Consider the following 22,341-nt stretch of genomic DNA (forward strand, 5'->3'; position numbering starts at 1 on the left):
TGGTCGTCCGCCGACACTGTTACTGGCCGGTCGTTGGGCACGCCTGTCGTCACGAGCACCCCTCGTGGAAGGATCGAGCGAGATCCTGCTCGCCGCTCTCAAGGAGAACCCATGCCCATCGCCACACCCGAGATCTATGCCGACATGCTCGACCGGGCCAAGAACGGCTCGTTCGCCTACCCGGCCATCAACATCACGTCGAGCCAGACGATCACCGCGGCGATCCGTGGCTTCGCCGAGGCAGGCAGCGACGGCATCATCCAGGTGTCCACCGGTGGTGGCGAGTACGCCTCCGGCTCGACGATCAAGGACATGGTCACTGGTGCGAAAGCGCTCGCGGCCTACGCCGAGGAGGTCGCGAAGAACTACCCCGTCAACATCGCGCTCCACACCGACCACTGCCCCAAGGACAAGCTCGACGGCTTCGTGCGTCCACTCATCGCAGCCAGCACCGAGCGGGTCAAGGCCGGCGGTCTCCCGATCTTCCAGTCGCACATGTGGGACGGCTCGGCCGTGCCGCTCGAGGAGAACCTCGTCATCGCCGACGAGCTGCTCGCGCTCTGCAAGGCGGCCAGGATCATCCTCGAGATCGAGGTGGGTGTCGTCGGTGGCGAGGAGGACGGCGTCGACAACGAGATCAACGACCAGCTCTACTCCACCCCCGAGGACGCCATCGCCACCGCGCGGGCGCTCGGCACCGGCGAGGAGGGCTACTACATGACCGCCCTCACCTTCGGCAACGTCCACGGTGTCTACAAGCCGGGCAACGTCAAGCTCAAGCCCGAGGTGCTCAAGGCAGCGCAGGACGCGGTGCACAAGGAGTTCAACACCCCGAACGACAAGCCGTTCCACCTCGTCTTCCACGGCGGCTCCGGTTCCACGGCGGAGGAGATCGCGGCTGCGGTCGACTACGGCGTCGTCAAGATGAACATCGACACCGACACCCAGTACTCGTTCACCCGTCCGGTCGTCGAGTGGATGCTCCGCAACTACGACGGGGTCCTCAAGATCGACGGCGAGGTCGGCAACAAGAAGCAGTATGACCCCCGGGCGTGGGGCAAGGAGGCCGAGGCCGGCATGGCCGCGCGCGTCCGCGAGGCCTGCGAGCACCTCCGCTCCGCCGGCACCCACCAGGCCTGACGGGACCGTCATGAGCGAGAACCTCCTCGGCATCCCCGAGACCCGCCTCCCCGAGAACCCCGCAGCGCGCCTGCTCGACGAGGGCGTGGCTGCGGACCAGGTCGCTGCCGCGAACCCGACCTCGTCACTGGCCTGGGCCACCCTCGCCGAGGACGCCCTGGCCGACGGCCGGACCGTCGAGGGCTACGCCTATGCGCGTACCGGCTACCACCGGGCGCTTGACTCCCTGCGCAAGAACGGCTGGCGTGGCCAGGGCCCCGTCCCGTGGGAGCACGTGCCCAACCGCGGCTTCCTGCGAGCACTGGCGGCGCTGTCTAGGGCGGCGGGACTCATCGGCGAGACCGACGAGCAGCGCCGCTGCGCGGACTTCCTGCGTGACTCCTCGGCAGCCGGCGCGCGCGAGCTGGGACTATAGGCCGCACGACACAGCCGGCCGGGCGGCATACCCCGGTTCTGCCTGACCCGGTCACGGCACGGCAAGAGGGGCTCGGACCACCAGGTCCGAGCCCCTCTGTCCCCTGCCAGGGACGTCGCGCCGAAGCGCTCGCCCGTCCGTGAGTGTCCCCTGCCACCTCGGGACGAACGTTCGCCCATCATGCACTCTGCACAGACATTTCTGCGACACTTAGATGCCAATGGCAGCAACCTGCCAACTCCCTCCCACGGTCCAGCGCACAGGAGCAACCCATGGCTCGCACGCCCCCGGACGTCACGTCGCCGGGCCGACTCCTCGAGGAGTACTTCGATCGCGAGGACGTGCGGATCGAGGAGCGCTTCCGCGACCTCGGCCAGGTGCGTGGTCTGCTCGAACGGCTGCGCGAGGCCGGTCCCACGCATCCCACACCGGGTGTCGAGCCGATCAGCGACGACATCGCTCCCACCGTCGTCCAGCGACTCCTGCACGAGGGCAGCGGGGTCCTGCGCAACGTCGTCATGGTCGTCGACTCGGGGCCGGCCCTCGACGACGTCACCATGCGCGACAACCAGCAGTGGATCAGCGACGGCAACCTCCAGCGCACGATCTATCCGGCCAAAGCGCTCGACACCCCGCAGGGGCTGCAGTGGATGCGCTCCTGGGCCGGGGTCGGCGAGGAGCAGCGACTGCTGCCCCAGGTCGGCTCGGAGTTCGCGGTCTTCGGCGAGGCCGGGGCCGTCGGGCTGGCGCGCTGGGGCGACCTCGACTCCGGCTACGTGCTCGTCCGGGACCCGTTGCTCATCTCGACCCTCACGGCCTACTTCGACCTTGCCTGGGAGCACGCGCACGCCGTGCCCTTCGCCGCGAGCCTGCCCGGAGACGAGCGACTCCTCGAGCTGCTCGGCATGGGGCTCAAGGACGAGGCGATCGCCCGTTTCCTCGGCATCGGGCTGCGCACGGTCAGGCGTCGCATCGCCGCCCTGATGTCGGTCCATGGTGTCGACACCCGCTTCCAGCTGGGTGCCGCGCTCGCCGCCTCACGAGGCCAGACGGCGACGGGCCGCGTGCGGCACACCCGTTAGGCTGCCTCCATCGAGGCCTGCCGCGTGAGCCACGCGCCGGGTCCTTCGCATGCCACGTGCGCGCAGGTCCTCCTGCGCAGGGAAGGACAGAACCAGATGCCGGCAATCGTGCTCGTCGGAGCCCAGTGGGGCGACGAAGGCAAGGGCAAGGCCACCGACCTCATGGGCGAGGACGTCGACTACGTCGTCAAGTTCAACGGGGGCAACAACGCGGGCCACACCGTCGTCATCGAGGGTGAGGACGGCCAACGCGAGAAGTACGCCCTCCACCTGTTGCCCTCCGGCATCCTCACGCCGAGCGTCACGCCGATCATCGGCAACGGTGTCGTCGTCGACCTCGAGGTGCTCTTCGAGGAGCTCGACGGGCTCAACGCTCGCGGTGTCGACACGAGCAAGCTGCTCGTCAGCGCCAACGCCCACGTCATCGCGCCCTACAACCGCACCCTCGACAAGGTGACGGAGCGCTTCCTGGGTGCCCGCAAGATCGGCACGACCGGTCGCGGCATCGGCCCGACCTACGCCGACAAGATGAACCGCGTCGGCATCCGCATCCAGGACATCTTCGACGAGGGCATCCTGCGCCAGAAGGTCGAGGCGGCGCTCGCGTTCAAGAACCAGATCCTCGTCAAGATCTACAACACGCGGGCCGTCGAGGCCGACCGGGTGGTCGAGGAGCTGCTCTCGTATGCCGACCGGTTGCGTCCCATGGTCGCCGACACCGCGCTCGTGCTCGAGCAGGCGCTCAACGACGACAAGAACGTGCTCCTCGAGGCCGGTCAGGCGACGTTGCTCGACGTCGACCACGGCACCTATCCGTTCGTCACGTCCTCGTCGGCCACGGCCGGTGGTGCGTGCACCGGGTCCGGCATCCCGCCGACGCGCGTCTCGCGGGTCATCGCGATCCTCAAGGCCTACACGACGCGAGTCGGCGAGGGTCCGTTCCCGACCGAGCTCGACGACGACAACGGCGAGTTCCTGCGCAAGACCGGCGCCGAGTACGGCACGACGACGGGTCGCCCGCGTCGCTGCGGCTGGCTCGACGTCGTCATCGGCCGCTACGCCACCCGCATCAACGGGGTCACCGACTTCGTCATCACCAAGCTCGACGTGCTGACCGGTCTGGACACCGTCCCGATCTGCGTCGCCTACGACGTCGACGGCGTGCGCCATGACGAGATGCCGGTGGGGCAGAGCGACTTCCACCACGCCAAGCCGATCTATGAGGAGCTGCCCGGCTGGTGGGAGGACATCTCCGAGTGCCGCACGTTCGAGTCGCTGCCGGCCAACGCCCAGGCCTATGTGCTCCGCGTCGAGGAGCTCATCGGTGCCCGCGTCTCGGCGATCGGCGTCGGCCCCGGCCGCCACGAGATCATCGAGCGCCACACCCTCCTCGACTGACCCACACCCGCACGCGTCCAGGTCGGCTGCGCCCGATGTCGTCAGGTGGGGCGGAGGACCGTCATGCGGTGCGCTGCGCGGGTGAGGACGACGTAGAGGACGCGCACCCCACCGGGTGACTCGTCGATGATGGCGTCCGGGTCGACGACGACGGTCGCGTCCCACTCGAGGCCCTTGCTCGACAGCGGGTCGATGACCTGGACCCGGCCCTCGCCGACGCCCTCGAGGTGGGCCAGGCGATCGGCCCACCGCCGGGGGGTGATGACCGCGATCGACCCCTCGACCTCCCCGAGCAGCTCCTGGACGGCAGCCTCGACCGACGCCACCGGAGGTGCCTCGACGATGCGATCGACGGGGTCGACGCCGGTCTCGCGCACCGCTGCCGGGATGTCGGCGTCGGGCACCAGCGGCAGGATGACGTCGCGGGCGTAGTCGAAGATCTCGCGAGCGTTGCGGTAGTTGGTGTCCATGTGGAACGCCCGCCGCTCGCTCGACCCGTAGGCCTCGAGGCGAGCAGCCCGCGCCTCCTCGAGGTCGCCCCAGGAGGCCTGGGCGGCGTCGCCGACGACCGTCCACGAGGCGTTGCGCCCCCGTCGGGCCAGCATCCGCCACTGCATGGGCGAGAGGTCCTGGGCCTCGTCGACGAGGACGTGGGCGCTGCTCGAGGACCGGTCGATGCGGCCGTGGAGCAGCCGCTCGCGGGCATCGGTGGGGGTGATGACGCTGCGCTTCGACTCGTCGCTCACCCGGCGGTCGACGCCCGCCCGGACATCGAGGACGCCATAGGACGAGAGGTCGTCGAACTCCTCGATGTCATAGAAGCCGCGCTCCTCGGACTCGGCCTCCTGGACCTGGCCGAGCTTGGCCGAGAGGTCGTCGATGAGGGCGATGTCGGAGACCGACCACGAGCCGAGCGCGAGGGCCTCGCGCATCGAGTGGGCCAGTGCCGCGGACTCCTCCTGGTCGAGGACGCCACGGGCCAGCGCATAGACCAGGTCGGTGTCGGCGAAGGTGAGCAGCACCTCACGCGGGTCGACCTGGCGCCACCACGCGAGCATGAACTCGTCGACGTCGCGTGAGGAGTCGAACGCCTCGAAGAACTCGTCGCGCTCACCCTGGCGGACCGAGGCCCACGCGGCCTGCGCGAGGTCCTCACGCGCCTGCTTGGTGGCGGTGTTGTGCTGGGCGGAGCGGAGTACCTGGCGTCGGATGCGGTGCAGCACAGCCTCATCGAGCCGAACGGCGTGGCCGTTGATGAACGACCTGAACTGCGACGGTGCGCCCACGGGGGGCCGGGACGCGGCTCGGGACAGCAGCCGGCGGATGCGCAGGGAACCCTTGACCGCCGCGACCTCGGGCTGGTCCAACCGGGTCGCGGTCACGCCGTCGACGAGGTCGCCGAGCGCGCGGAGCGAGACGCTGTCCTCACCCAGCGACGGCAGGACCCGCTCGATGTAGGCGGTGTAGGCGGACGAGGGACCGACGACGAGGATGCCGCCGGACTCGAAGCGCCGGCGCTCCGAGTAGAGCAGGTATGCCGCACGGTGCAGGGCGACGACCGTCTTGCCGGTGCCGGGTCCGCCGGTGATCTCGGTGACGCCACGCGAGGGCGCCCGGATCGCCTCGTCCTGGTGGCGCTGGATGGTGGCGACGATGTCGCGCATCTGCCGACCGCGGCTGCGCGTGAGAGCAGCGATGAGGGCGCCGTCGCCGAGGACGACGAGACCCTCGGGCGCCTCGGGGACCATGAGGTCGTCCTCGGCGCCGATGACGGTGGCCCCGCTGCAGCGGAGCACACGGCGGCGGAGCACCCCCATGGGGTCGACCGGCGTCGCGCGGTAGAAGGCTGCGGCGGCGGGTGCGCGCCAGTCGATGACGAGGGGCTCGTAGTCGTCGTCGCGGACCCCCAGGCGGCCGATGTGCCGGATCTGCCGGTCCGAGGCCGGCGTCTCCAGGTCGCCCAGGTCGAGGCGCCCGAAGACCAGCCCTTCGTACTGCTTCTCGATCGCGGCACGGCGCTTCGCGGCGGCATACACCAGGGCATCACGTTCGAAGAGCCCGGTCATCTCCTCGTCGCGGACGTCGCCGGTGCGCATCGTCCGGCCACGGGCCATGCCGTCGGCCTCGACGTCGTTGGCACGGCGCGACGCCTTCTCGAGCTCGGCGTAGACGCGGTCGACGTGAGCCTGCTCGAACTCGATCTCGCGGGCGACATCGGCCGAGGTGTCGGTGGCACCGTGGCGCGTGGTCGTCACGATCGAGGCCCTCCCTGCAGAGCTGCGTGTGTGCGGTGCGCTCAGCGCACGGAAGCATGGAGTCTACGCGCGCAGCCGGCGGGTTCGTGACGGGTGGGCACCGGTCCACAGCGTCCGGATCAGAGGAAACCGCGCCGAACCGCGATGGCACCCGCCTGGAACCTCGTCGTGGCCCCGAGCTCCTCCATGATCGCGCGGACCCGACGTTCGACCGTGCGTTGCGAGATGCTCAGCTGCCGAGCGATGGTGAGGTCGCTCGCGCCGGCCGCGAGGAGCGCGATGACCTGGCCGTCGCGGTCGGTCAGGCGGCTCAGCGTCGGCCCCCGCGGGGTGCGTGGCAAGGGGGTGCTGAGCGAGAACAAGCCCAGGCACATGTCCATGATCGCGCTGGCGAGCTGGCGTTGCTGGACATAGAGGGACCCGCCGCCACCGGGCTCGAGGTGGCTGATGTCCAGGACGGCGGCGCTGCGGTCGACGGCGAGGACGGAGAAGGCGAGGTGTGGGGTGAGCCGGACGTCGATGCCGTCACCGCGCATCGTCTCGAGGGCGCTGAAGGCGCCGTCGACCTCCAGGATCGACTGCTCGAAGACGACGAGCCGCTCGGGACTGGGCCTCATGGTGGGAGCGCGCGCCGCGATGATCGACTCGGGGTGGTGGATGAGGACCCTGTCCATGCGTTCGCTGCGGGCGACGAGGCGCACGATGCGGCTCTCCGCCCGGCCGGCGGCCCGGAAGAACGCCGCCTCGATGTCCTCGACGGTGTCGAGCAGGGAGACCTCGGGGCTTGTGCGGATGCCGGCCTTCCCGCTCCTGGCCTCGTAGAACAGGTGTGACAGACCCTCGATCGCCGAGCGGGTGGCCCGGGCCTGCCGTTCGAGGTCGGCGGCGTGGGCCGGGAGCGTCGTGTCGGGAGGGAAGACCTCGATGACGTCGCGCCGGGCGGCGTCGACCAGTCCGCGGTCGTGGAGGCGGGCGAGAGAGGCGGTCACCTCGTCCTCGGTGAAGCCCTCCTGGAGGAGTGCGGTGCGGCGAGGGGACGGCAGGCGCAGGAGCAGGAGATACAGCCGAGTGGTCAGCTCGTCGCCCAAGGGGCGGGAATCGGACTCGGGCACGTGCTCACCCTATGGCGGAAAAGCGACATTGTCAGGAATCCGCCGCCGTTCGGTTTGAATGAAGGGTGAACGACGTGTCATGGTGGGTCACGTCGACCTCGTCGACGTTCGCGTAGAGCCTCCGGTTCCCCCCAACCGTGAGTGCCGCGTGAACGGGCGCGGCGCACCCGGGGGTACCCCCCTGCTCCCCGGGCGCGTCGCGCCCACACCTCTTTCTCCGGCCCTTCATCACGCCGGTATGCCGTGTCGCGGACTGCTGTCCGGGCCTGCGTTGGGCGCCCCTAGGCTGAGTGCCCATGAAGGTTCTTGTCGTCGGCTCCGGTGCCCGCGAGCACGCCATCGTCCGCAGCCTGACGAGGGACCAGATGGTCGACGGAATCGTCGCCGCCCCCGGGAACCCCGGCATCGACACCCTGGCCCTGTGCGAGCCGCTGGCCGACGTGACCGACGGCCCTGCCGTCCTCGCGATCGCCGAGCGCCACCAGGTGGATCTCGTCATCATCGGGCCCGAGGCCCCGCTCGTCGCCGGTGTCGCCGACCTCTTGAAGGACAGCGGTTTTGACGTCTTTGGACCGTCGGCAGAGGCGGCCCGGCTCGAGGGCAGCAAGGCCTTCGCCAAGGACGTGATGTCGGCCGCCGACGTGCCGACCGGTCTGGCGCACGTGTGCACGACGATCGAGCAGGTGGCCGACGCCATCGACTCGCTCGGCGCCCCCCACGTCATCAAGGAGGACGGCCTCGCGGCCGGCAAGGGCGTCGTCGTGACCGAGGACCGCGACGCCGCGCTGGCCCATGCGCAGGCCTGCCTGGCCAAGGAGGGGGGCAGCGTGGTCGTCGAGGAGTTCCTCGACGGGCCGGAGGTCTCCCTCTTCGTCCTCAGCGACGGTGTGACGGTCCTGCCGCTCAGTCCCGCGCAGGACTTCAAGCGGGTCGCCGACGACGACGAGGGGCCCAACACCGGTGGCATGGGCGCCTACAGCCCCCTGTCCTGGGCGCCTGACGGGCTCACCGCCGACCTCGTGGCCCGGGTGGCGCAGCCCACGATCGACGAGATGCGCCGCCGTGGCACGCCCTTCGTCGGGGTGCTCTTCATCGGTCTCGCGATGACCACCCGCGGCCCGCGCGTCATCGAGTTCAACGCCCGGTTCGGCGATCCCGAGACCCAGGTCGTCCTCGCCCGTCTCCTCACGCCGCTCGGCGGGCTGCTCAAGGCCGCCGCGACCGGACGCCTCGACGACTACCCGACCCTGCGCTGGGACGACGCCCACGCGGTGACCGTGGTCGTGGCGTCGCACAACTATCCGGGCCCCCCGCGCACCGGCGACCACATCGCAGGGCTCGGCGAGATCGAGGCGGTGCCCACGGCATACGTGCTCCATGCCGGGACGGCCCTCGATGCAGACGGGGCACTCGTGTCCGCCGGTGGCCGGGTGCTGTCGGTCGTCGCGACCGGCGCCGACCTGGTGCAGGCACGCGAACGCGCCTACGCCGCAGTGGAGCTCGTCAGGCTGGAGGGCTCGCACCACCGCAGCGACATCGCCCTCAAGGCAGCGCGGGGCGAGATCAGCGTCAGCTGAGCTGGGGGAGGACCGTTGCGGCGATGTCGTCCAGGTGGTCGAGGTCGGTGAGGTCGAGGACCTGCAGGTAGACGCGAGTCGTGCCCACCTCGGCGAAGGCGCCGAGCTTGTCGACGATCTCGTCGCTGGAGCCGGCAAGACCGTTGGCGCGCAGCTCGTCCACGTCACGAGAGATCGCGGCGGCGCGGCGGCGCAGGGTCGCGTCGTCGTTGCCGAGGCAGACGACGTTGGCGCTCGAGAGGGCCAGCTCGGCCGGGTCGCGGCGGCGGTCCTCGCAGGCTGCTTGGACCCTGGCATAGAGCTCGCGGGCCTCGGCTGCGGGCCGGAAGGCGGCGTTGAACTCGTCGGCGTAGCGGGCCGCGAGCTCCGGCGTGCGCCGCTTGCCCGCGCCGCCGATGATGACCGGGATGCCGCCGTCGGAGCCGGACGTGCCGAGCCCCGGTGCGTCGACGATCGGGTAGTGCGAACCGTCGTGGTCGAACGTCTCACCCCGCGGCGTCCTCCAGAGCCCGGTGATGACGGCGAGCTGCTCCTCGAGACGGTCGAAGCGCTCCCGGACGTCGGGGAAGGGGATCCCGTATGCCGTGTGCTCGGCCTCGAACCACCCGGCACCCAGGCCCATCTCGACCCGACCGCCGGACATCTGGTCGACGTTGGCGACCTGGACGGCCAGGGGACCGGGTAGGCGGAAGGTCGCGGCGGTGACGAGCGTGCCGAGGCGGATCCGGGTCGTGTCGCGGGCGAGTCCGGCGAGGGTGACCCACGCGTCGGTGGGGCCGGGTGACCCGTCGCCACTCATGTGGAGGTAGTGGTCGGACCGGAAGAAGGCGTCGAACCCGGCGTCCTCGGTGGCACGGGCGACGGCGAGCAGGTCGTCATAGGTGGCGCCCTGCTGAGGCTCGGTGAAGATCCGGATGTCCATGCCACAACCCTAGGGCTGTCGGTCCTCGGCGCTACGTTCTGAAGATGGACGAGACCCCGGATCTGGGCATCACGGTCGACTGCCACGACGCGCAGGTGGTGGCGGCGTTCTGGTGCCGGGCACTGAGCTATGTCGAGGCGCCGCCTCCGCAGGGGTGGAGCGACTGGCCGAGCTTCCTGCGCGACCACGAGGTCCCCGAGGAGGAGTGGGGTGATGGTGCAGCGATCACGCCCGTCTCGGGGGCGGGGCCGACGATCAGCTTCCTCAAGGTCCCGGAGTCCAAGACGGTGAAGAACCGCGTCCACCTCGACGTCAAGGTGAGCGGGGGCCGCCGCGTCGACCAGGAGCTGCGCCTGTCCCGGATCCTGGCCAAGGAGGCCGACCTCCTCGCCCATGGTGCGCGCCGGCAACGCGAGGACCACCTGGACGGCCACCTGGACCATCTCGTCATGGAGGACCCAGAGGGCAACGAGTTCTGCATCGTCTGACGGCCTCACGTGGCACCCCGTCGCGACACGTCGAGCTCAGTCGTCGACGCCTCGAGCGGTGAGCGCCTCACCAAGTCGGTCGGCGTGCCGCAGCGACCGGACGATGAGCGGCACGGCGAACGCGCGCGGGCTCGCCCGGAGCCCTCGCGCGTGCTGCGCCTCACGCACCTCCTGCGCCAGCCCGATGACGACGTGCACCGAACGGATGCCGAGCGCCAGCATGAGCCCGACGCGCTCGGGGTCGACACCGAACCGGCGCAGCCAGCCACACACGCGGACGACGATGTCGACCATCGCCGTCGTCCGTGTCGTGAGCGTCACCAGGCCGGCCAGCAGCACGAGCGAGACGAAGGACCCGACGACACCCACGCCGGTCTGCCACGAGGCGAAGACCCACTGGACCACCAACAGCGGCACCGCGATCCACGCCAACCCGACCACCTGGCGAACGAGCGTGCGCAGCGGCAGGCGCGCGACGGCATACCCGACAAGGACCAGCACGAGGGCGAGACCGACCTGCCACGGTGACCGCCAGATCGCCAGGGCGATGCCCGCCGCCAGCAGCACGAGGAGCTTGGTTCCGGCGCCGACACGGTGCACGACGGACGTGCCCGGGTGGAACAGCGGGACGGCCTGCGCGGCCATCAGCGCGTCGCGAGCGCGCGGTAGGCCGCCACGGCCTCGGTGGGCGCTCCGTCATGGACGATCCGGCCCTCGTCGAAGACGACCACCCGGTCGAAGCCGTCGAGGAGGTCGAGGTGGTGGGTCACGAGGACGACCTGCTGCGGCAGGCCGTCGACGACCCGTCGGACCATCGCGGCGTTGCGCAGGTCGAGCAGCGTCGTGGGCTCATCGAGGACGAGCAGGTCCGGCTCGGTGACGAGGACACTGGCGAGCGCGAGGAGCTGCTTCTGGCCACCGGAGAGCAGGTGTGCCGGGTGGTCAGCATGACCATCGAGCCCGTATGCCGTGAGCGCGGCCTGCGTGCGTGCGCGCATCTCGTCCTTGGACAGGCCTCGGCGGCGCAGGCCGAAGGCGATGTCCTCGGCGACGGTCGGCATGACGATCTGGGCGTCCGGGTCGGTGAAGCAGAAGCCGACCCTGCGCCGGACCTCGCGCCCGTCGCGCACGGTGTCGCGACCGTCGATCGTCACGGTGCCGGCGTCGGGGTGGACGAGGCCGTTGAGCAGGCGGACGAAGGTCGACTTGCCCGACCCGTTGGCGCCCACGATGCCGATGCGCGGCTCGGTGAGGGTGAGGTCGAGGTCGACCAGGACCGGGCGCCGAGCCGCCCCGTCGCCGAAGGAGTGGCTGACGTCGGCGACGCGGATCCGAGGCATCAGGAGGTGTGCGGCACGGTGGTGTCGCGGGTCAGACGGAGACGCGGTCCGCCGGGGCGGTCCTCGGGGCGCGCGCCGGGATGAGGCCGGGGTAGGCCGCGTGGACGCCGACCGCGACGAACGCGGTGATGACCGCCTTGACGAGGTCACCGGGCATGAAGACCGCGGCGAGCGCCGTCGCCTTGACCAGGGAGACCTCGAGGACGATGGCCATGCCGATGATCCCGACGACGTTGAGGGCGATCACGCCACCGAGGATGTTGGCCATGACGCCGAGGGTGAGGCGGTAGGGGCGGCCGATGGACTCCGTGAGGCGTCCGATGAGCCAGGCCGCGAGCGGGAAGCCGACGAGGTAGCCGACGCTCGGCCCGGCGAAGACGCCCAGCCCGCCACGGCCGCCGGAGAGCAGGGGCAGGCCGATCGCGACGAGCGCGAGGAAGAGCAGGACCGAGAGTGCGCCGCGCTTCGCGCCGAGGATCGCGCCGGCGAGCATGATGCCCATCGACTGCGCGGTGATCGGCACGCTGCCACCGAACGGCGAGACGGCCGGGATGAGGCCGAGAGCGGCGATCACTCCGGTGAAGATGGCGATGAGCGCGAGGTCGCGGGACTTGAGCATGGGAGGGAGTGTGCCAGTCCGCCAACGGTTCGCGGCACCCCCGTCCGTGCGCGGGAGTCTTCTACGGACGAATGCGCTGCGTGAGCGTGAGAGCGACCACGGCGGCCCCGAGGGAGATACCCATGAGTACGGCGAAGACACCTCCGTCGAGCGTGTCGTGACGTGCCGCGATGAGGGCGCCGCCACCGGCCGTCGTGAGGGCGCTCCCCAGGCTCGCGCCGATCTGCGAGGCGGCCGTCGCCCGGCCCTGCTCGTGCTGGGGAGCGAGCGTGAAGATCTCCGTGGCCAGGCTCGGCGAGGACAGGCCCATCCCGGTCGCGGCGAGCGCCCAGCCGGCGAGGCCCGGGACGAGGGCGACCAGCTCGAGCGAGAGGAGCACGGGGCCGACGCCTCCGAGGGCGATGAGGGCGAGACCGAGGCGGACGCGGGCCGCGGCGTCGAGTCGGCGCTGCACCGCGTCGAGGCTGTGGATCGCCGAGCCCGCGGCCCAGAACACCCCCGTGACGCTCAGGCTGATGCCCGCGAGGGCCGGGCCCACGTCGTGCGTGACGTCGAGCATGAGCGGCAGATAGCCACCGACCCCGCCGAAGGCGATGACGAGCAGTGTGCGCAGGGCGACGACGGCGGGTATGCCGGGTGCTGCGGTCAGCGTCCCGGCCGGCAGCGCTGCTCGGATCGTGGCGACCAGCGCGGCCCCGCCGACGGCGAGGCTCGCCAGCCCCGCGAAGTGGTGGTCGCCGTCGTCGAAGGCGAGGGGGCCGCCGACACTGAGGAGGGCGACGGCCGTGGCGAGTCCGAGCGCGGGCAGCAGCGCCCCCTCTCGGCCAGCGTCCGGCACCCCGCCGGCTGCGCCGTCGTCGCGCCGGGCGCTGACGCGTCGCAGCCCCGGAAGGAGCAGCAGCAGTGCGGGGAGGAGGAGGGCGGTCGGCAGGAGGAAGACGAGGCGCCACCCGACGAGGGCTTCGGCGGCGCCGGCAGCACCCGGCCCGAGGAGGCTGGGCAGGATCCACGCGGCGGCGAAGGTCGCAAAGACCTTGGCCCGGAGGTGGTCAGGCAGGGCGCGGGCGGCGAAGACGAGGGTGGACACGTCGATGAGGCCCTCGGCGACACCGGAGAGCCCACGGCCCGCGATGAAGACGGCCATGGACGGGGCGCTTGCCGTGACCACCTGGGCGACGGCGAAGGTGGCGAGCCCGGTGAGGAGGACGGTGCGTGAGCCGACCCGGTCGACCCAGCGTCCGGCGACGACGACGGCCACCATGAACGTCACCATCGACGAGGCGTTGGCCGGTCCGAACCAGGCCAGCCCGTCGAGCGCCCGGGCCGCAGTCGGCATGATGCTGATCGTCGCCCTGTTCTCGAAGGCGCCGAGGGTGACGAGGGCGATGATGCCCACCGCCACGGGGAGGTGCTTGGCGCTGAAGAACCGCTCCGGAGGGTCGTCGGCCAGGTTCGGCGCAGTGGGCACGTCGGCCGTCGAGGTCATGGGGAGCATCCTCATATCTCAAGCGCGCTTGAGATCAAGTCGTAGGGTGGAGTCGTGGACAAGGACGACGAGCTGCCCATCGGCGAGGTCGCGGCACGCAGCGGCGTCTCCGTCCCCACGGTCCGCTTCTACGAGGACCGCGGACTCATCCAGAGCGTGAGGAACGCCGGCAACCACCGCCGCTACGCACGGCATACCCTCCGCCGGATCGCCGTCGTCCGCGCGGGGCAACGGTTCGGGCTGAGTCTCGCCGAGATCGGTGAGGCGCTCGCGACCCTGCCGTCCGACCATCCGCCGACCAAACGCGACTGGGCGCGGCTCTCGACCGTGTGGCACGACGCGCTGACCGAGCGGATCGAGGCCCTGACCGAAGTGCGCGACGGGCTCACCGGCTGCATCGGGTGCGGCTGCCTGTCGATGACGTCGTGCCCGATCTACAACCCTGACGATGCTCGCGGCGCCGACGGACCCGGGGCGCAGCGCTGGCCGCCCGCGGCCAGGGCGTGACCCGCCCGTCGCCGAGGCTGACAGAATCTGCGGCATGACGACGCCCGCGACGCAGTCACCGCTCGAGATCCCCGGCTTCACGCACCTTTACTCGGGCAAGGTCCGTGACCTCTATGTGCCGGAGGGCCGCGACGACCAGCTGCTGCTCGTGGCGTCGGACCGGATCTCGGCGTTCGACTTCATCCTCGACCCGCCGATCCCGGACAAGGGCGTCGTGCTGACGCAGCTGTCGCTGTGGTGGTTCGAGCAGCTGGCCGACATCGTGCCCAACCACGTGGTGTCGGTCGAGGTGCCCGACGTGGTGGCGGGGCGGGCGGTCCTCGTCCAGCGGCTCCAGATGGTGCCGGTGGAGTGCGTGGCCCGCGCCTACCTGACCGGGGGAGGACTGCGTGAGTATGCCGCGGACGGCACCGTCAGTGGGCTGGCGCTTCCGGCCGGGCTGCGGGACGGCGACAAGTTCGACGTGCCCATCTTCACCGCCTCGACGAAGGCGCCGGCGGGGGAGCACGACGAGCCGATGCCGTTCGAGGCGGTGGAGGCCGAGGTGGGCGTGGCTCGCGCGGCTGAACTGCGTGACCTCACGACCCGGATCCTGGCGCGCGGCAACGAGATCGCGGCGGATCGCGGCATCCTCATCGCCGACACCAAGGTCGAGTTCGGCGTGGACGAGCTGGGTCGGCTCGTGCTGGCCGACGAGGTGCTCACCCCGGACTCGTCGCGCTTCTGGCCCGCTGACCAGTGGGAGCCCGGGCACAGCCAGCCGAGCTTCGACAAGGAGTTCGTGCGCGAGTGGCTGCTGTCTCCCGAGAGCGGCTGGTCGAAGTCGTCCGGCGAGGCGCCGCCCGCGCTGCCCGCCGAGGTGGTCGAGCGGACGCGGGCGAAGTACGTCGAGGCCTACGAGAGGCTCACCGGCCAGACCCTGTGATGCGGTTCGTCCGGGTGGTGGCGCTGGCTCGGAAGGGCTATGTCTGCCCTGGGGAGCCGGGAGTAGCGTCCCGAAAGGCTGGCGTGCCGCCCCTGCGATGCGCCTTTCGGCCATCCCCACACGGAGAGTAGGCAGTCCATGAAGCGCATCGCGTCCACCTGCATCATCGCCTTCGGGCTCGTCCTCGGCGGCGGCGCCGCAGCCCACGCCGGCGAGTACAACGGCAAGGGCGGGTCGGTCCCTGGCGGGGTCAACGGCAAGTCCGAGTGCTCCTACTCGGGTCGCGATGTTCCGGACAGCGTCGAGGGCAACCCCCTTGGCTTCAACGACGACGCGCTCACCTCGCAGCGCAACTACACGCAGAACTACGGCCTCTTCGTCAGCCTCGGCCTGAAGGGCGCCGTCCCCAGCCCCGGAGAGGCCTGCCGGGGGAACGTCGGGCACTGAGCAACCGCGTGTCGCCGAGCGCTGCCACGGCTCTCGGCTCCACGGACGCGACCGTCTCGGGGTGCGGCCGGGCCAGTAGCCTGTGACTCGGCCCGGCCGCACCACCTTCGGAGATCTCCCACGTGATGGTTTCGACGCACGACCTCGCCCTGACCACTGTCGAGGGTGGGTCTGCGCTCTCACCCTTCCGGACCCGCGCCCTGCTCGCCCGCCTGCGAGCCGTCGACCCGGCCGTCACCGGGGTCACGGCCCGCTTCATCCACTGGGTCGCGAGTGAGCAGCCGCTGGACGACGGGCAACGAGCCACGGTCGAGCGACTCCTCACCTACGGCGACGCGTATGCCGGCGGGTCGCCGACCGAGGCCCCCTCCACTCTCGTCGTGGTCGCCCCCCGGCTGGGCACCATCTCCCCCTGGGCGAGCAAGGCCACCGACATCGCGCACAACTGCGGCATCGACCTGCGACGGGTCGAGCGGGTCGTCGAGTTCGTCGTCGAGGGCGTCGACCTCTCCGGCGAGTCCGACGCGGGGGCCTGGGGTGCTGTCGCGGCGGTTCTCCACGACCGGATGACCGAGACCGCGCTGCCGCTGCGGGAGGCGGCCGCGGCCCTGTTCGACGAGCGCCGGGCCGAGCCGATGGAGCACGTCGACGTCCTCGGCGGCGGGCGAGAGGCACTGGAAGCCGCGAACACGGCATACGGGCTCGCGTTGTCGGACGACGAGATCGACTACCTGGCGGCTGCGTTCACCGGACTGCGGCGCAACCCGACCGATGTCGAGCTGATGATGTTTGCCCAGGCCAACTCGGAGCACTGTCGGCACAAGATCTTCAACGCCGACTTCATCGTCGACGGCGAGCCGCAGGTCAAGAGCCTCTTCGGGATGATCCGCCACACGGAGGCCGTCGCCGGCGCGGGCACGATCGTCGCCTACAAGGACAACGCCTCCGTCATGGAGGGCCGGCGGATCGAGCGCTGGCTGCCGGCGCGCGGTGACGGCCCGACGGCATACGCCGCTCGCGAGGAGGACGTCCACGTCCTCATGAAGGTCGAGACGCACAACCACCCGACCGCGATCTCACCGTTCCCGGGCGCGGCGACCGGAGCCGGTGGTGAGATCCGCGACGAGGGTGCGACCGGCCGGGGTTCGGCGCCCAAGGCAGGGCTGACTGGCTTCGTCGTCTCGAACCTCCACCTGCCCGGCACCAGCGAGCCCTGGGAGGCCGAGGTCTACGGCACGCCGGAGCACATCGCGACCCCGCTCGAGATCATGGTCGACGGCCCCATCGGCGCCGCGGCGTTCAACAACGAGTTCGGGCGTCCGGGGCTGGGTGGCTTCTTCCGCGTCTACGAACAGACCGTCGACGGGGTGCGTCGCGGCTACCACAAGCCGATCATGAGTGCCGGTGGCCTCGGCTCGATCAGCGCCGACCAGACCGAGAAGGTCCTCTTCCCCGCAGGCACCCTGCTCGTGCAGATCGGCGGGCCGGGCATGCGCATCGGCATGGGCGGGGGCGCGGCGTCGTCGATGGCGTCGGGCACCAACGCCGCCGACCTCGACTTCGACTCCGTGCAGCGGGGCAACCCCGAGATGGAGCGCCGCGCGCAGGAGGTCATCAACTCCTGCTGGTCCCTCGGCGCCGACAACCCCGTGCTCGCGATCCACGACGTCGGAGCGGGTGGGCTCTCCAACGCCTTCCCCGAGCTCGTCAACGATGCCGGGCTCGGTGCCCGCTTCGACCTGTCCGCGATCCAGCTCGAGGAGTCCGGTCTCGCGCCCAAGGAGATCTGGGTCAACGAGAGCCAGGAGCGCTACGTCCTGGCGATCGCGCCAGACTCGCTCGAGCTTCTCGAGTCGTTCGCGGCGCGCGAGCGCTGCCCGCTGGCGGTCATCGGGGTCGCTGCCGACGATGCGCAGCTGCTGGTGGCCGGCGACTCCGACGACGACGTGCCCATCGACATGCCCATGGAGGTCCTCCTCGGCAAGCCGCCGCGCATGACCCGCGACGCGACCCGGGTGTCGTGGACCGGCGGTGAGGGCATGGTGCTCGACGACCTTGATCTGCGGGAGGCGGCATACGCCGTCCTTCGCCACCCGTCGGTGGCGAGCAAGCGCTTCCTCATCACCATCGGGGACCGCACGGTCGGCGGCTTCTCACACCGCGACCAGCTCGTCGGTCCGTGGCAGGTGCCCGTGGCCGACGTCGCGGTCACCCTGGCGGACCACGTCGGCTTTGCTGGCGAGGCGATGGCGTCGGGGGAGCGTATGCCGCTCGCTGCGGTCAACGCTCCCGCTTCCGGTCGCATGGCGGTCGGGGAGGCGTTGACCAACCTGTTGGCTGCTCCGTTGCCTGCCCTCTCGGCCGTCAAGCTGTCGTGCAACTGGATGGCGGCCGCCGGCGAGACCGGTGAGGACGCCGCCCTCTTCGACACCGTCGCGGCGGTGGCCATGGAGCTGTGCCCCGCGCTGGGGATCTCGGTGCCGGTCGGCAAGGACTCGATGTCGATGCGGACCAAGTGGACCGATGTGGCCTCGGGCGAGGCGCGCCAGGTGACGTCACCGGTGTCGCTCGTCGTGTCGGCGTTCGCCTCGCTGCCCGACGTGCGCGGGACGCTCACGCCGCAGCTCGAGCCCGACTCGGCACTGGTCCTGGTCGACCTCGGCGCCGGCGCCAACCGTCTCGGTGGCTCGATGCTTGCGCAGGTGTCGGGCGTCTTCGGCGGGGAGGCGCCCGATCTTGATGACCCGGCGCGACTGGTGGCGTTCGCCGACGCGGTGCGTGAGCTGCGTTCTCGTGGGCTGCTCTCCGCCTATCACGACCGCTCCGACGGCGGCTTGTGGGCGACCGTGTGCGAGATGGCCTTTGCCAGCGGACTCGGGGTCGAGATTGCCGTGGACTCGGTCGAGGCTCTGTTCACGGAGGAGCTCGGCGCCGTGCTCGGGGTGCGCGCCGACGCGGTCAGCGAGGTCCGCGAGGTCCTCGTCAACGCTGGGGTCGGCGAGCTCTCGTCGATCATGGGCGGCACGCAGTCCGAGCGCCGCGTCACCGTGTCCGTGGATGGCGAGGTGCCGCTGGACGAGGCGGTGCGTGACCTGGCGCAGGCCTGGGACGAGGTCTCGTGGCGCATCGCGTCGCTGCGGGACAACCCGGAGTGCGCCGACGAGGAGCACGCTTCGTTCGGGGCGGACGATGACCCTGGTCTCCACGTCTCGACGTCGTTCGACCCGGCCGTCGACGTGGCTACGCCCTATCTCAATGTCGGCGCGCGGCCGCGCGTCGCGGTGCTGCGGGAGCAGGGCGTCAACTCACACATCGAGACCGCCTATGCGTTCCACCGCGCTGGCTTCGAGACGTTCGACGTCCACATGACCGACCTCCAGACTCGTCGGGCGTCGCTGTCCGACGTCGTCGGGCTCGTGGCGTGCGGCGGCTTCTCCTACGGCGACACGTTGGGCGCCGGTGAGGGCTGGGCGCGCTCGGTGCTCTTCAACGAGGGCCTCACCGAGGAGTTTGCGGCGTTCTTCGGGCGTGGTGACACCTTCGGGCTGGGCATCTGCAACGGCGCGCAGATGTTCGCGGCCCTGGCCGACCTCGTCCCCGGTGCTCAGGCCTGGCCGCGGTTCACGCGCAACCGCTCCGAGCAGTACGAAGCCCGGCTCTCGCTCGTCGAGGTCCTCGACTCGCCCTCGATCTTCACGTCCGGCATGGCGGGGTCCCGCATCCCGATCGCGGTCGCCCACGGCGAGGGGTTCGCGAACTTCTCGACCCGCGGCGACCAGGCAGCCGTCCAGCGGGTGGCTCGGTTCGTGGACAACGACGGTGGGGTCGCGACGGCATACCCGTTCAACCCCAACGGATCCCCGGACGGACTCACTGCGGTGACCACGACGGACGGCCGCTTCACGGCGATGATGCCGCACCCGGAACGGGTGCAGCGCAACGCCCAGATGTCGTGGACGAGCGGTCGCGTCGAGGACGTCTCGCCGTGGATGCGGATGTTCCGCAACGCCCGCACCTTCGTCGGTTGATCAACATTCCGGCTCCGGAGAGGGGTAGACCCCCTAGCCTGTGCCGTGAGGTGTGCAGGGGAACTCACGTCGATGGAGGGGGCGACTGATGCGTTCGTGGCCAAGGTCGACCGAGCGGCTGCTCGGGGTCAGTGCTCGGCTGCTGGCGGGGGCGTCGGTGCTGACGGCGCTCGGCGCCGGGCTGGCCATCTGGTTCGCCTGGGGACAGTCGGCCGAGGCATATGGGCCAGAGGGCCCAGCCGAGGGCCCTGTGCCGTTCTCGCAACGTCTCACCATGGTCGCGTTCGATCTCAGCTACCGGCAGGTGGCCATCCAGCTCGTGGTGGCGAGCGTTCTGGTGGGTGCGGCCGTGCTGGTGCTCCACCGGCAGTCGTCGTGGGCGAAGGTCCGGCTGGCCAGGTGGGAGGTGCTGGCCGCTGGGCTCGTCGTGCTCGTCCCCGTCGTGGCACTCGTTCTCGCCAACCTCTACGTCCTGACCTCGCCGGGTGACGCGTCCGACTCGGCCGTCTTCTTCGGGCCGGAGCCCATGACCGAGCTGACCCTCGGCGCCCTGACGACTCTTGTCGCCGCGGCCCTCATCCTCACCCTCGCGGGCCTGTGGTGGCTGCGGCTCGAGCCCCAGGACGACGCGAGCGACGACGACTCCGTCGCCCCTGCTGCCGGTGACGGCAACGACCCCGCCGACGGGTCCCGTGACGACCGCGACGCCTTGGTCAAGGACGAGGACCAGGACGAGGGCGCGGGGGGCGGACCTGTGCCGGCCCGGGCACCCGTTGACTCGGCGGACAACCTGGGCAACGGCGCCGCCATGGGCTACCCCCAGCACTGGTCGCCGGAGGACTTCCGCCGGCCGAGCTGACCGGAGCGCAGGTGTGGAAGGCCGGGACCTGACGGGCGCGGATCAGGCGCGAGGACGCGGAACGTTCCGCGCCGCCGTGCCGAAAGCGCGCCCGAACGCAGCGGCATGCGCCGTGAGGTGGGCCGTGACGTGGGCAGCGGTGGCCGGGTCAGGACCGTGCGGCGGCGATGAGGCGGGTGAGCCCGTCGCGCAGGCCTTCCAGCTCGTCGATCTCCATGCCGAGGCGCTCGATGATCGCGGGCGGCACCTGCTCGGCGCGGCTCCGGAGGCGGGTGCCTCTGGGGGTGAGCGAGACCGCGAGAGCGCGCTCGTCGCGGGGGTCGCGTCCGCGGGTGACGAGACCGCTCGACTCGAGGCGCTTGAGCAGCGGTGACAGGGTGCCCGGCTCGAGGCTGACCCGGCGTCCCAGCTCGCTCACCTTCAGCGGCGTCTCCTCCCAGAGGGCGAGCATGACGAGGTACTGCGGGTGGGTCAGCCCCATCGGCTCGAGCAGCGGCTTGTAGAGCGCGATGACGTTGCGGGACGCGACGGCCAGGGCGTAGCAGACCTGTCGGTCAAGGGCCAGGAGGTCGGTTGCCGCAGTGGCGGAGCTGGTCTTCGACGTCGGCATGAACAGATCCTCTGCGAGCGTGGGGTGATATCGTGAGTGTACAAACCATGAGTGCACAAAGGAAGGTCGAGGATGGGCAAGCCGCAGAACGAGGGTCTGTCGCTGGGCTACCGGCTCGGCTACCGCATCCAGATGCTCATGTGGGAGGTCTTCGGCCCCGCGCAGCTCGGTGCGGGTGACGACCCCCAGATGCGGCTGCGGCGCCGCCGCGACGCCAAGGTGGCCGCAGCCCGCGAGTCCCGGATGAAGCGCGACGCCGAAGCGGCCTGACGCAGCCGGCGAGCCCGCAGGTCACGCGGGTGGGGCGGGGGAGTCGGCGGTGTCGCCCGAGGTGGCGCTGAACGGATAGGCGCCGGCGCCGCGCGACAGCACCTCTCCCGGGCCCACGACGCCGGTGGGCAGGGCCAGCCGCGCCGTCGCGCGCCGCATCTCGAAGAGTGGGAGGGGCCGGCGCGTGGCCGCGAGGACGACGTTGCCGAACCCCTTGCCCTTGAGGACCTGGTGCAGTCCGACGTAGGCCGTCTGCGTCCCCGGCCCCAGGGCGGCTCGGGCACCCGAGGCGACGCGGGCGGCATACCGAAGGCCCGGTCGGTCGCCGAGGTTCGCGAGGAACAGCCCACCAGGAGCGAGGACTCGCCCGACCTCGCTGAGCCACTCGAACGTCGTCAGCGCCGCCGGAACCTGTCCGTCGACGTAGGCGTCGAGGATGACGAGATCGGCGCTGGCGTCGGCCAGCTGAGCGATCCCCTCCTCGCCGCGCACGGGCCGCACCCGGATCCGGTGGCCCCGGGGCAGGGGCAGCTCCCGGCGCACAGTGTCGGTCAGGGGGACGTCAGGCTCCAGGACGATCTGCGGCGATCCCGGTCGGGTGGCGTGCATCCACCGCGCCAACGTCAGCCCGGCGCCACCGACGTGCGTCACCCGCAGCGGCTCGGGCCGGGCGAAGGCCGCGTCGATGCAGAGCGCCAGGTGCTGGACGTACTCGAAGACGAGCAGCTCGGGGTCGCCCAGCGACACGGCCGACTGTGGGTGCTCACCGATGCGGATCCAGGTGACGTCACCGTCCTGCTCGAACTCCGCCACGTCGCTCACGACAGAAGCCAAGCACCCCCCGCGCCGTGGTGGCGCAGG

21 protein-coding genes are annotated in these 22,341 nt (G+C 70.9%); 12 read left to right on the forward strand and 9 right to left on the reverse strand.

The window, feature by feature from the left end:
• Positions 1-111 precede the first annotated feature (111 nt).
• The 4 genes from fbaA (at position 112) to ACZZ98_RS10745 (ending at position 4,035) form a co-directional block, all read left to right on the forward strand.
• On the forward strand, positions 112-1,140 hold the full coding sequence (gene fbaA / locus ACZZ98_RS10730; protein WP_463516225.1) for a class II fructose-bisphosphate aldolase: 1,029 nt from the start codon (positions 112-114) through the stop codon (positions 1,138-1,140).
• A 10-nt stretch (positions 1,141-1,150) separates the two neighbouring features.
• Positions 1,151-1,555, forward strand: coding sequence for a DUF3151 domain-containing protein (locus tag ACZZ98_RS10735; RefSeq protein ID WP_463516226.1), 405 nt, complete (start codon positions 1,151-1,153; stop codon positions 1,553-1,555).
• A gap of 272 nt (positions 1,556-1,827) precedes the next feature.
• Positions 1,828-2,637, forward strand: a complete 810-nt coding sequence (locus ACZZ98_RS10740) for a helix-turn-helix transcriptional regulator (RefSeq protein WP_463516227.1) — start codon at positions 1,828-1,830, stop codon at positions 2,635-2,637.
• A gap of 96 nt (positions 2,638-2,733) precedes the next feature.
• Positions 2,734-4,035: an adenylosuccinate synthase gene (locus ACZZ98_RS10745; RefSeq protein ID WP_463516228.1), complete on the forward strand. Its 1,302-nt coding sequence runs from the start codon at positions 2,734-2,736 to the stop codon at positions 4,033-4,035.
• 41 nt (positions 4,036-4,076) lie between these two features.
• On the opposite strand, the gene ACZZ98_RS10750 is transcribed toward ACZZ98_RS10745, so the two are convergent.
• The gene (locus tag ACZZ98_RS10750) at positions 4,077-6,290 is read right to left on the reverse strand and encodes a HelD family protein (protein WP_463516229.1); all 2,214 of its coding nucleotides are present in this window, start codon (positions 6,288-6,290) and stop codon (positions 4,077-4,079) included.
• 119 nt (positions 6,291-6,409) lie between these two features.
• Entirely contained in the window at positions 6,410-7,402 is a 993-nt protein-coding gene (locus ACZZ98_RS10755; protein ID WP_463516230.1) for a helix-turn-helix transcriptional regulator, read from the reverse strand.
• Positions 7,403-7,698: 296 nt separating this feature from the next.
• Between ACZZ98_RS10755 and purD the strand changes: the two genes are divergently transcribed.
• Complete coding sequence (purD, locus tag ACZZ98_RS10760; protein WP_463516231.1) at positions 7,699-8,979, forward strand: phosphoribosylamine--glycine ligase; 1,281 nt, start codon at positions 7,699-7,701, stop codon at positions 8,977-8,979.
• On the opposite strand, the gene ACZZ98_RS10765 is transcribed toward purD, so the two are convergent.
• Positions 8,972-9,901, reverse strand: coding sequence for an LLM class F420-dependent oxidoreductase (locus tag ACZZ98_RS10765; protein ID WP_463516232.1), 930 nt, complete (start codon positions 9,899-9,901; stop codon positions 8,972-8,974). The genes purD and ACZZ98_RS10765 overlap by 8 nt on opposite strands.
• 44 nt (positions 9,902-9,945) lie before the next feature.
• Here ACZZ98_RS10765 and ACZZ98_RS10770 point away from each other — a divergent pair, with 44 nt between their 5' ends.
• The gene (locus ACZZ98_RS10770; protein ID WP_463516233.1) at positions 9,946-10,389 is read left to right on the forward strand and encodes a VOC family protein; all 444 of its coding nucleotides are present in this window, start codon (positions 9,946-9,948) and stop codon (positions 10,387-10,389) included.
• Between the two features lie 36 nt (positions 10,390-10,425).
• On the opposite strand, the gene ACZZ98_RS10775 is transcribed toward ACZZ98_RS10770, so the two are convergent.
• The 4 genes from ACZZ98_RS10775 to ACZZ98_RS10790 all read right to left on the reverse strand — a co-directional run bounded on the left by ACZZ98_RS10775 (position 10,426) and on the right by ACZZ98_RS10790 (position 13,834).
• Entirely contained in the window at positions 10,426-11,034 is a 609-nt protein-coding gene (locus tag ACZZ98_RS10775; protein WP_463516234.1) for an energy-coupling factor transporter transmembrane component T family protein, read from the reverse strand.
• Positions 11,034-11,729 carry an energy-coupling factor ABC transporter ATP-binding protein gene (locus ACZZ98_RS10780; RefSeq protein ID WP_463516235.1) on the reverse strand — a complete coding sequence of 232 codons (696 nt, stop codon included), beginning with the start codon at positions 11,727-11,729 and terminating at the stop codon, positions 11,034-11,036. Before ACZZ98_RS10780 ends, ACZZ98_RS10775 begins: the two co-directional genes overlap by 1 nt.
• Before the next feature lie 31 nt (positions 11,730-11,760).
• Positions 11,761-12,348, reverse strand: a complete 588-nt coding sequence (locus tag ACZZ98_RS10785) for a biotin transporter BioY (protein ID WP_463516236.1) — start codon at positions 12,346-12,348, stop codon at positions 11,761-11,763.
• A 61-nt stretch (positions 12,349-12,409) separates the two neighbouring features.
• Positions 12,410-13,834, reverse strand: coding sequence for an MFS transporter (locus ACZZ98_RS10790; RefSeq protein WP_463516237.1), 1,425 nt, complete (start codon positions 13,832-13,834; stop codon positions 12,410-12,412).
• A gap of 54 nt (positions 13,835-13,888) precedes the next feature.
• Between ACZZ98_RS10790 and soxR the strand changes: the two genes are divergently transcribed.
• The 5 genes from soxR to ACZZ98_RS10815 all read left to right on the forward strand — a co-directional run bounded on the left by soxR (position 13,889) and on the right by ACZZ98_RS10815 (position 20,600).
• Positions 13,889-14,341 (forward strand): redox-sensitive transcriptional activator SoxR, encoded by a 453-nt coding sequence (soxR, locus tag ACZZ98_RS10795; protein WP_463516238.1) that lies wholly within the window; start codon positions 13,889-13,891, stop codon positions 14,339-14,341.
• A gap of 34 nt (positions 14,342-14,375) precedes the next feature.
• On the forward strand, positions 14,376-15,266 hold the full coding sequence (locus tag ACZZ98_RS10800) for a phosphoribosylaminoimidazolesuccinocarboxamide synthase (RefSeq protein WP_463516239.1): 891 nt from the start codon (positions 14,376-14,378) through the stop codon (positions 15,264-15,266).
• 138 nt (positions 15,267-15,404) lie between these two features.
• Entirely contained in the window at positions 15,405-15,713 is a 309-nt protein-coding gene (locus ACZZ98_RS10805) for a hypothetical protein (protein ID WP_463516240.1), read from the forward strand.
• Between the two features lie 125 nt (positions 15,714-15,838).
• On the forward strand, positions 15,839-19,741 hold the full coding sequence (purL, locus tag ACZZ98_RS10810) for a phosphoribosylformylglycinamidine synthase (RefSeq protein WP_463517766.1): 3,903 nt from the start codon (positions 15,839-15,841) through the stop codon (positions 19,739-19,741).
• Positions 19,742-19,829: 88 nt separating this feature from the next.
• On the forward strand, positions 19,830-20,600 hold the full coding sequence (locus tag ACZZ98_RS10815; RefSeq protein WP_463516241.1) for a hypothetical protein: 771 nt from the start codon (positions 19,830-19,832) through the stop codon (positions 20,598-20,600).
• A gap of 148 nt (positions 20,601-20,748) precedes the next feature.
• Here ACZZ98_RS10815 and ACZZ98_RS10820 read toward each other — a convergent pair whose 3' ends face one another.
• Positions 20,749-21,210: a MarR family winged helix-turn-helix transcriptional regulator gene (locus ACZZ98_RS10820; RefSeq protein WP_463516242.1), complete on the reverse strand. Its 462-nt coding sequence runs from the start codon at positions 21,208-21,210 to the stop codon at positions 20,749-20,751.
• Between the two features lie 72 nt (positions 21,211-21,282).
• Between ACZZ98_RS10820 and ACZZ98_RS10825 the strand changes: the two genes are divergently transcribed.
• Entirely contained in the window at positions 21,283-21,480 is a 198-nt protein-coding gene (locus tag ACZZ98_RS10825; protein WP_463516243.1) for a hypothetical protein, read from the forward strand.
• A gap of 21 nt (positions 21,481-21,501) precedes the next feature.
• On the opposite strand, the gene ACZZ98_RS10830 is transcribed toward ACZZ98_RS10825, so the two are convergent.
• Positions 21,502-22,302 (reverse strand): spermidine synthase, encoded by an 801-nt coding sequence (locus ACZZ98_RS10830; RefSeq protein ID WP_463516244.1) that lies wholly within the window; start codon positions 22,300-22,302, stop codon positions 21,502-21,504.
• Between the last annotated feature and the right edge of the window lie 39 nt (positions 22,303-22,341).

This window comes from Knoellia sp. AC549 (assembly GCF_979258975.1).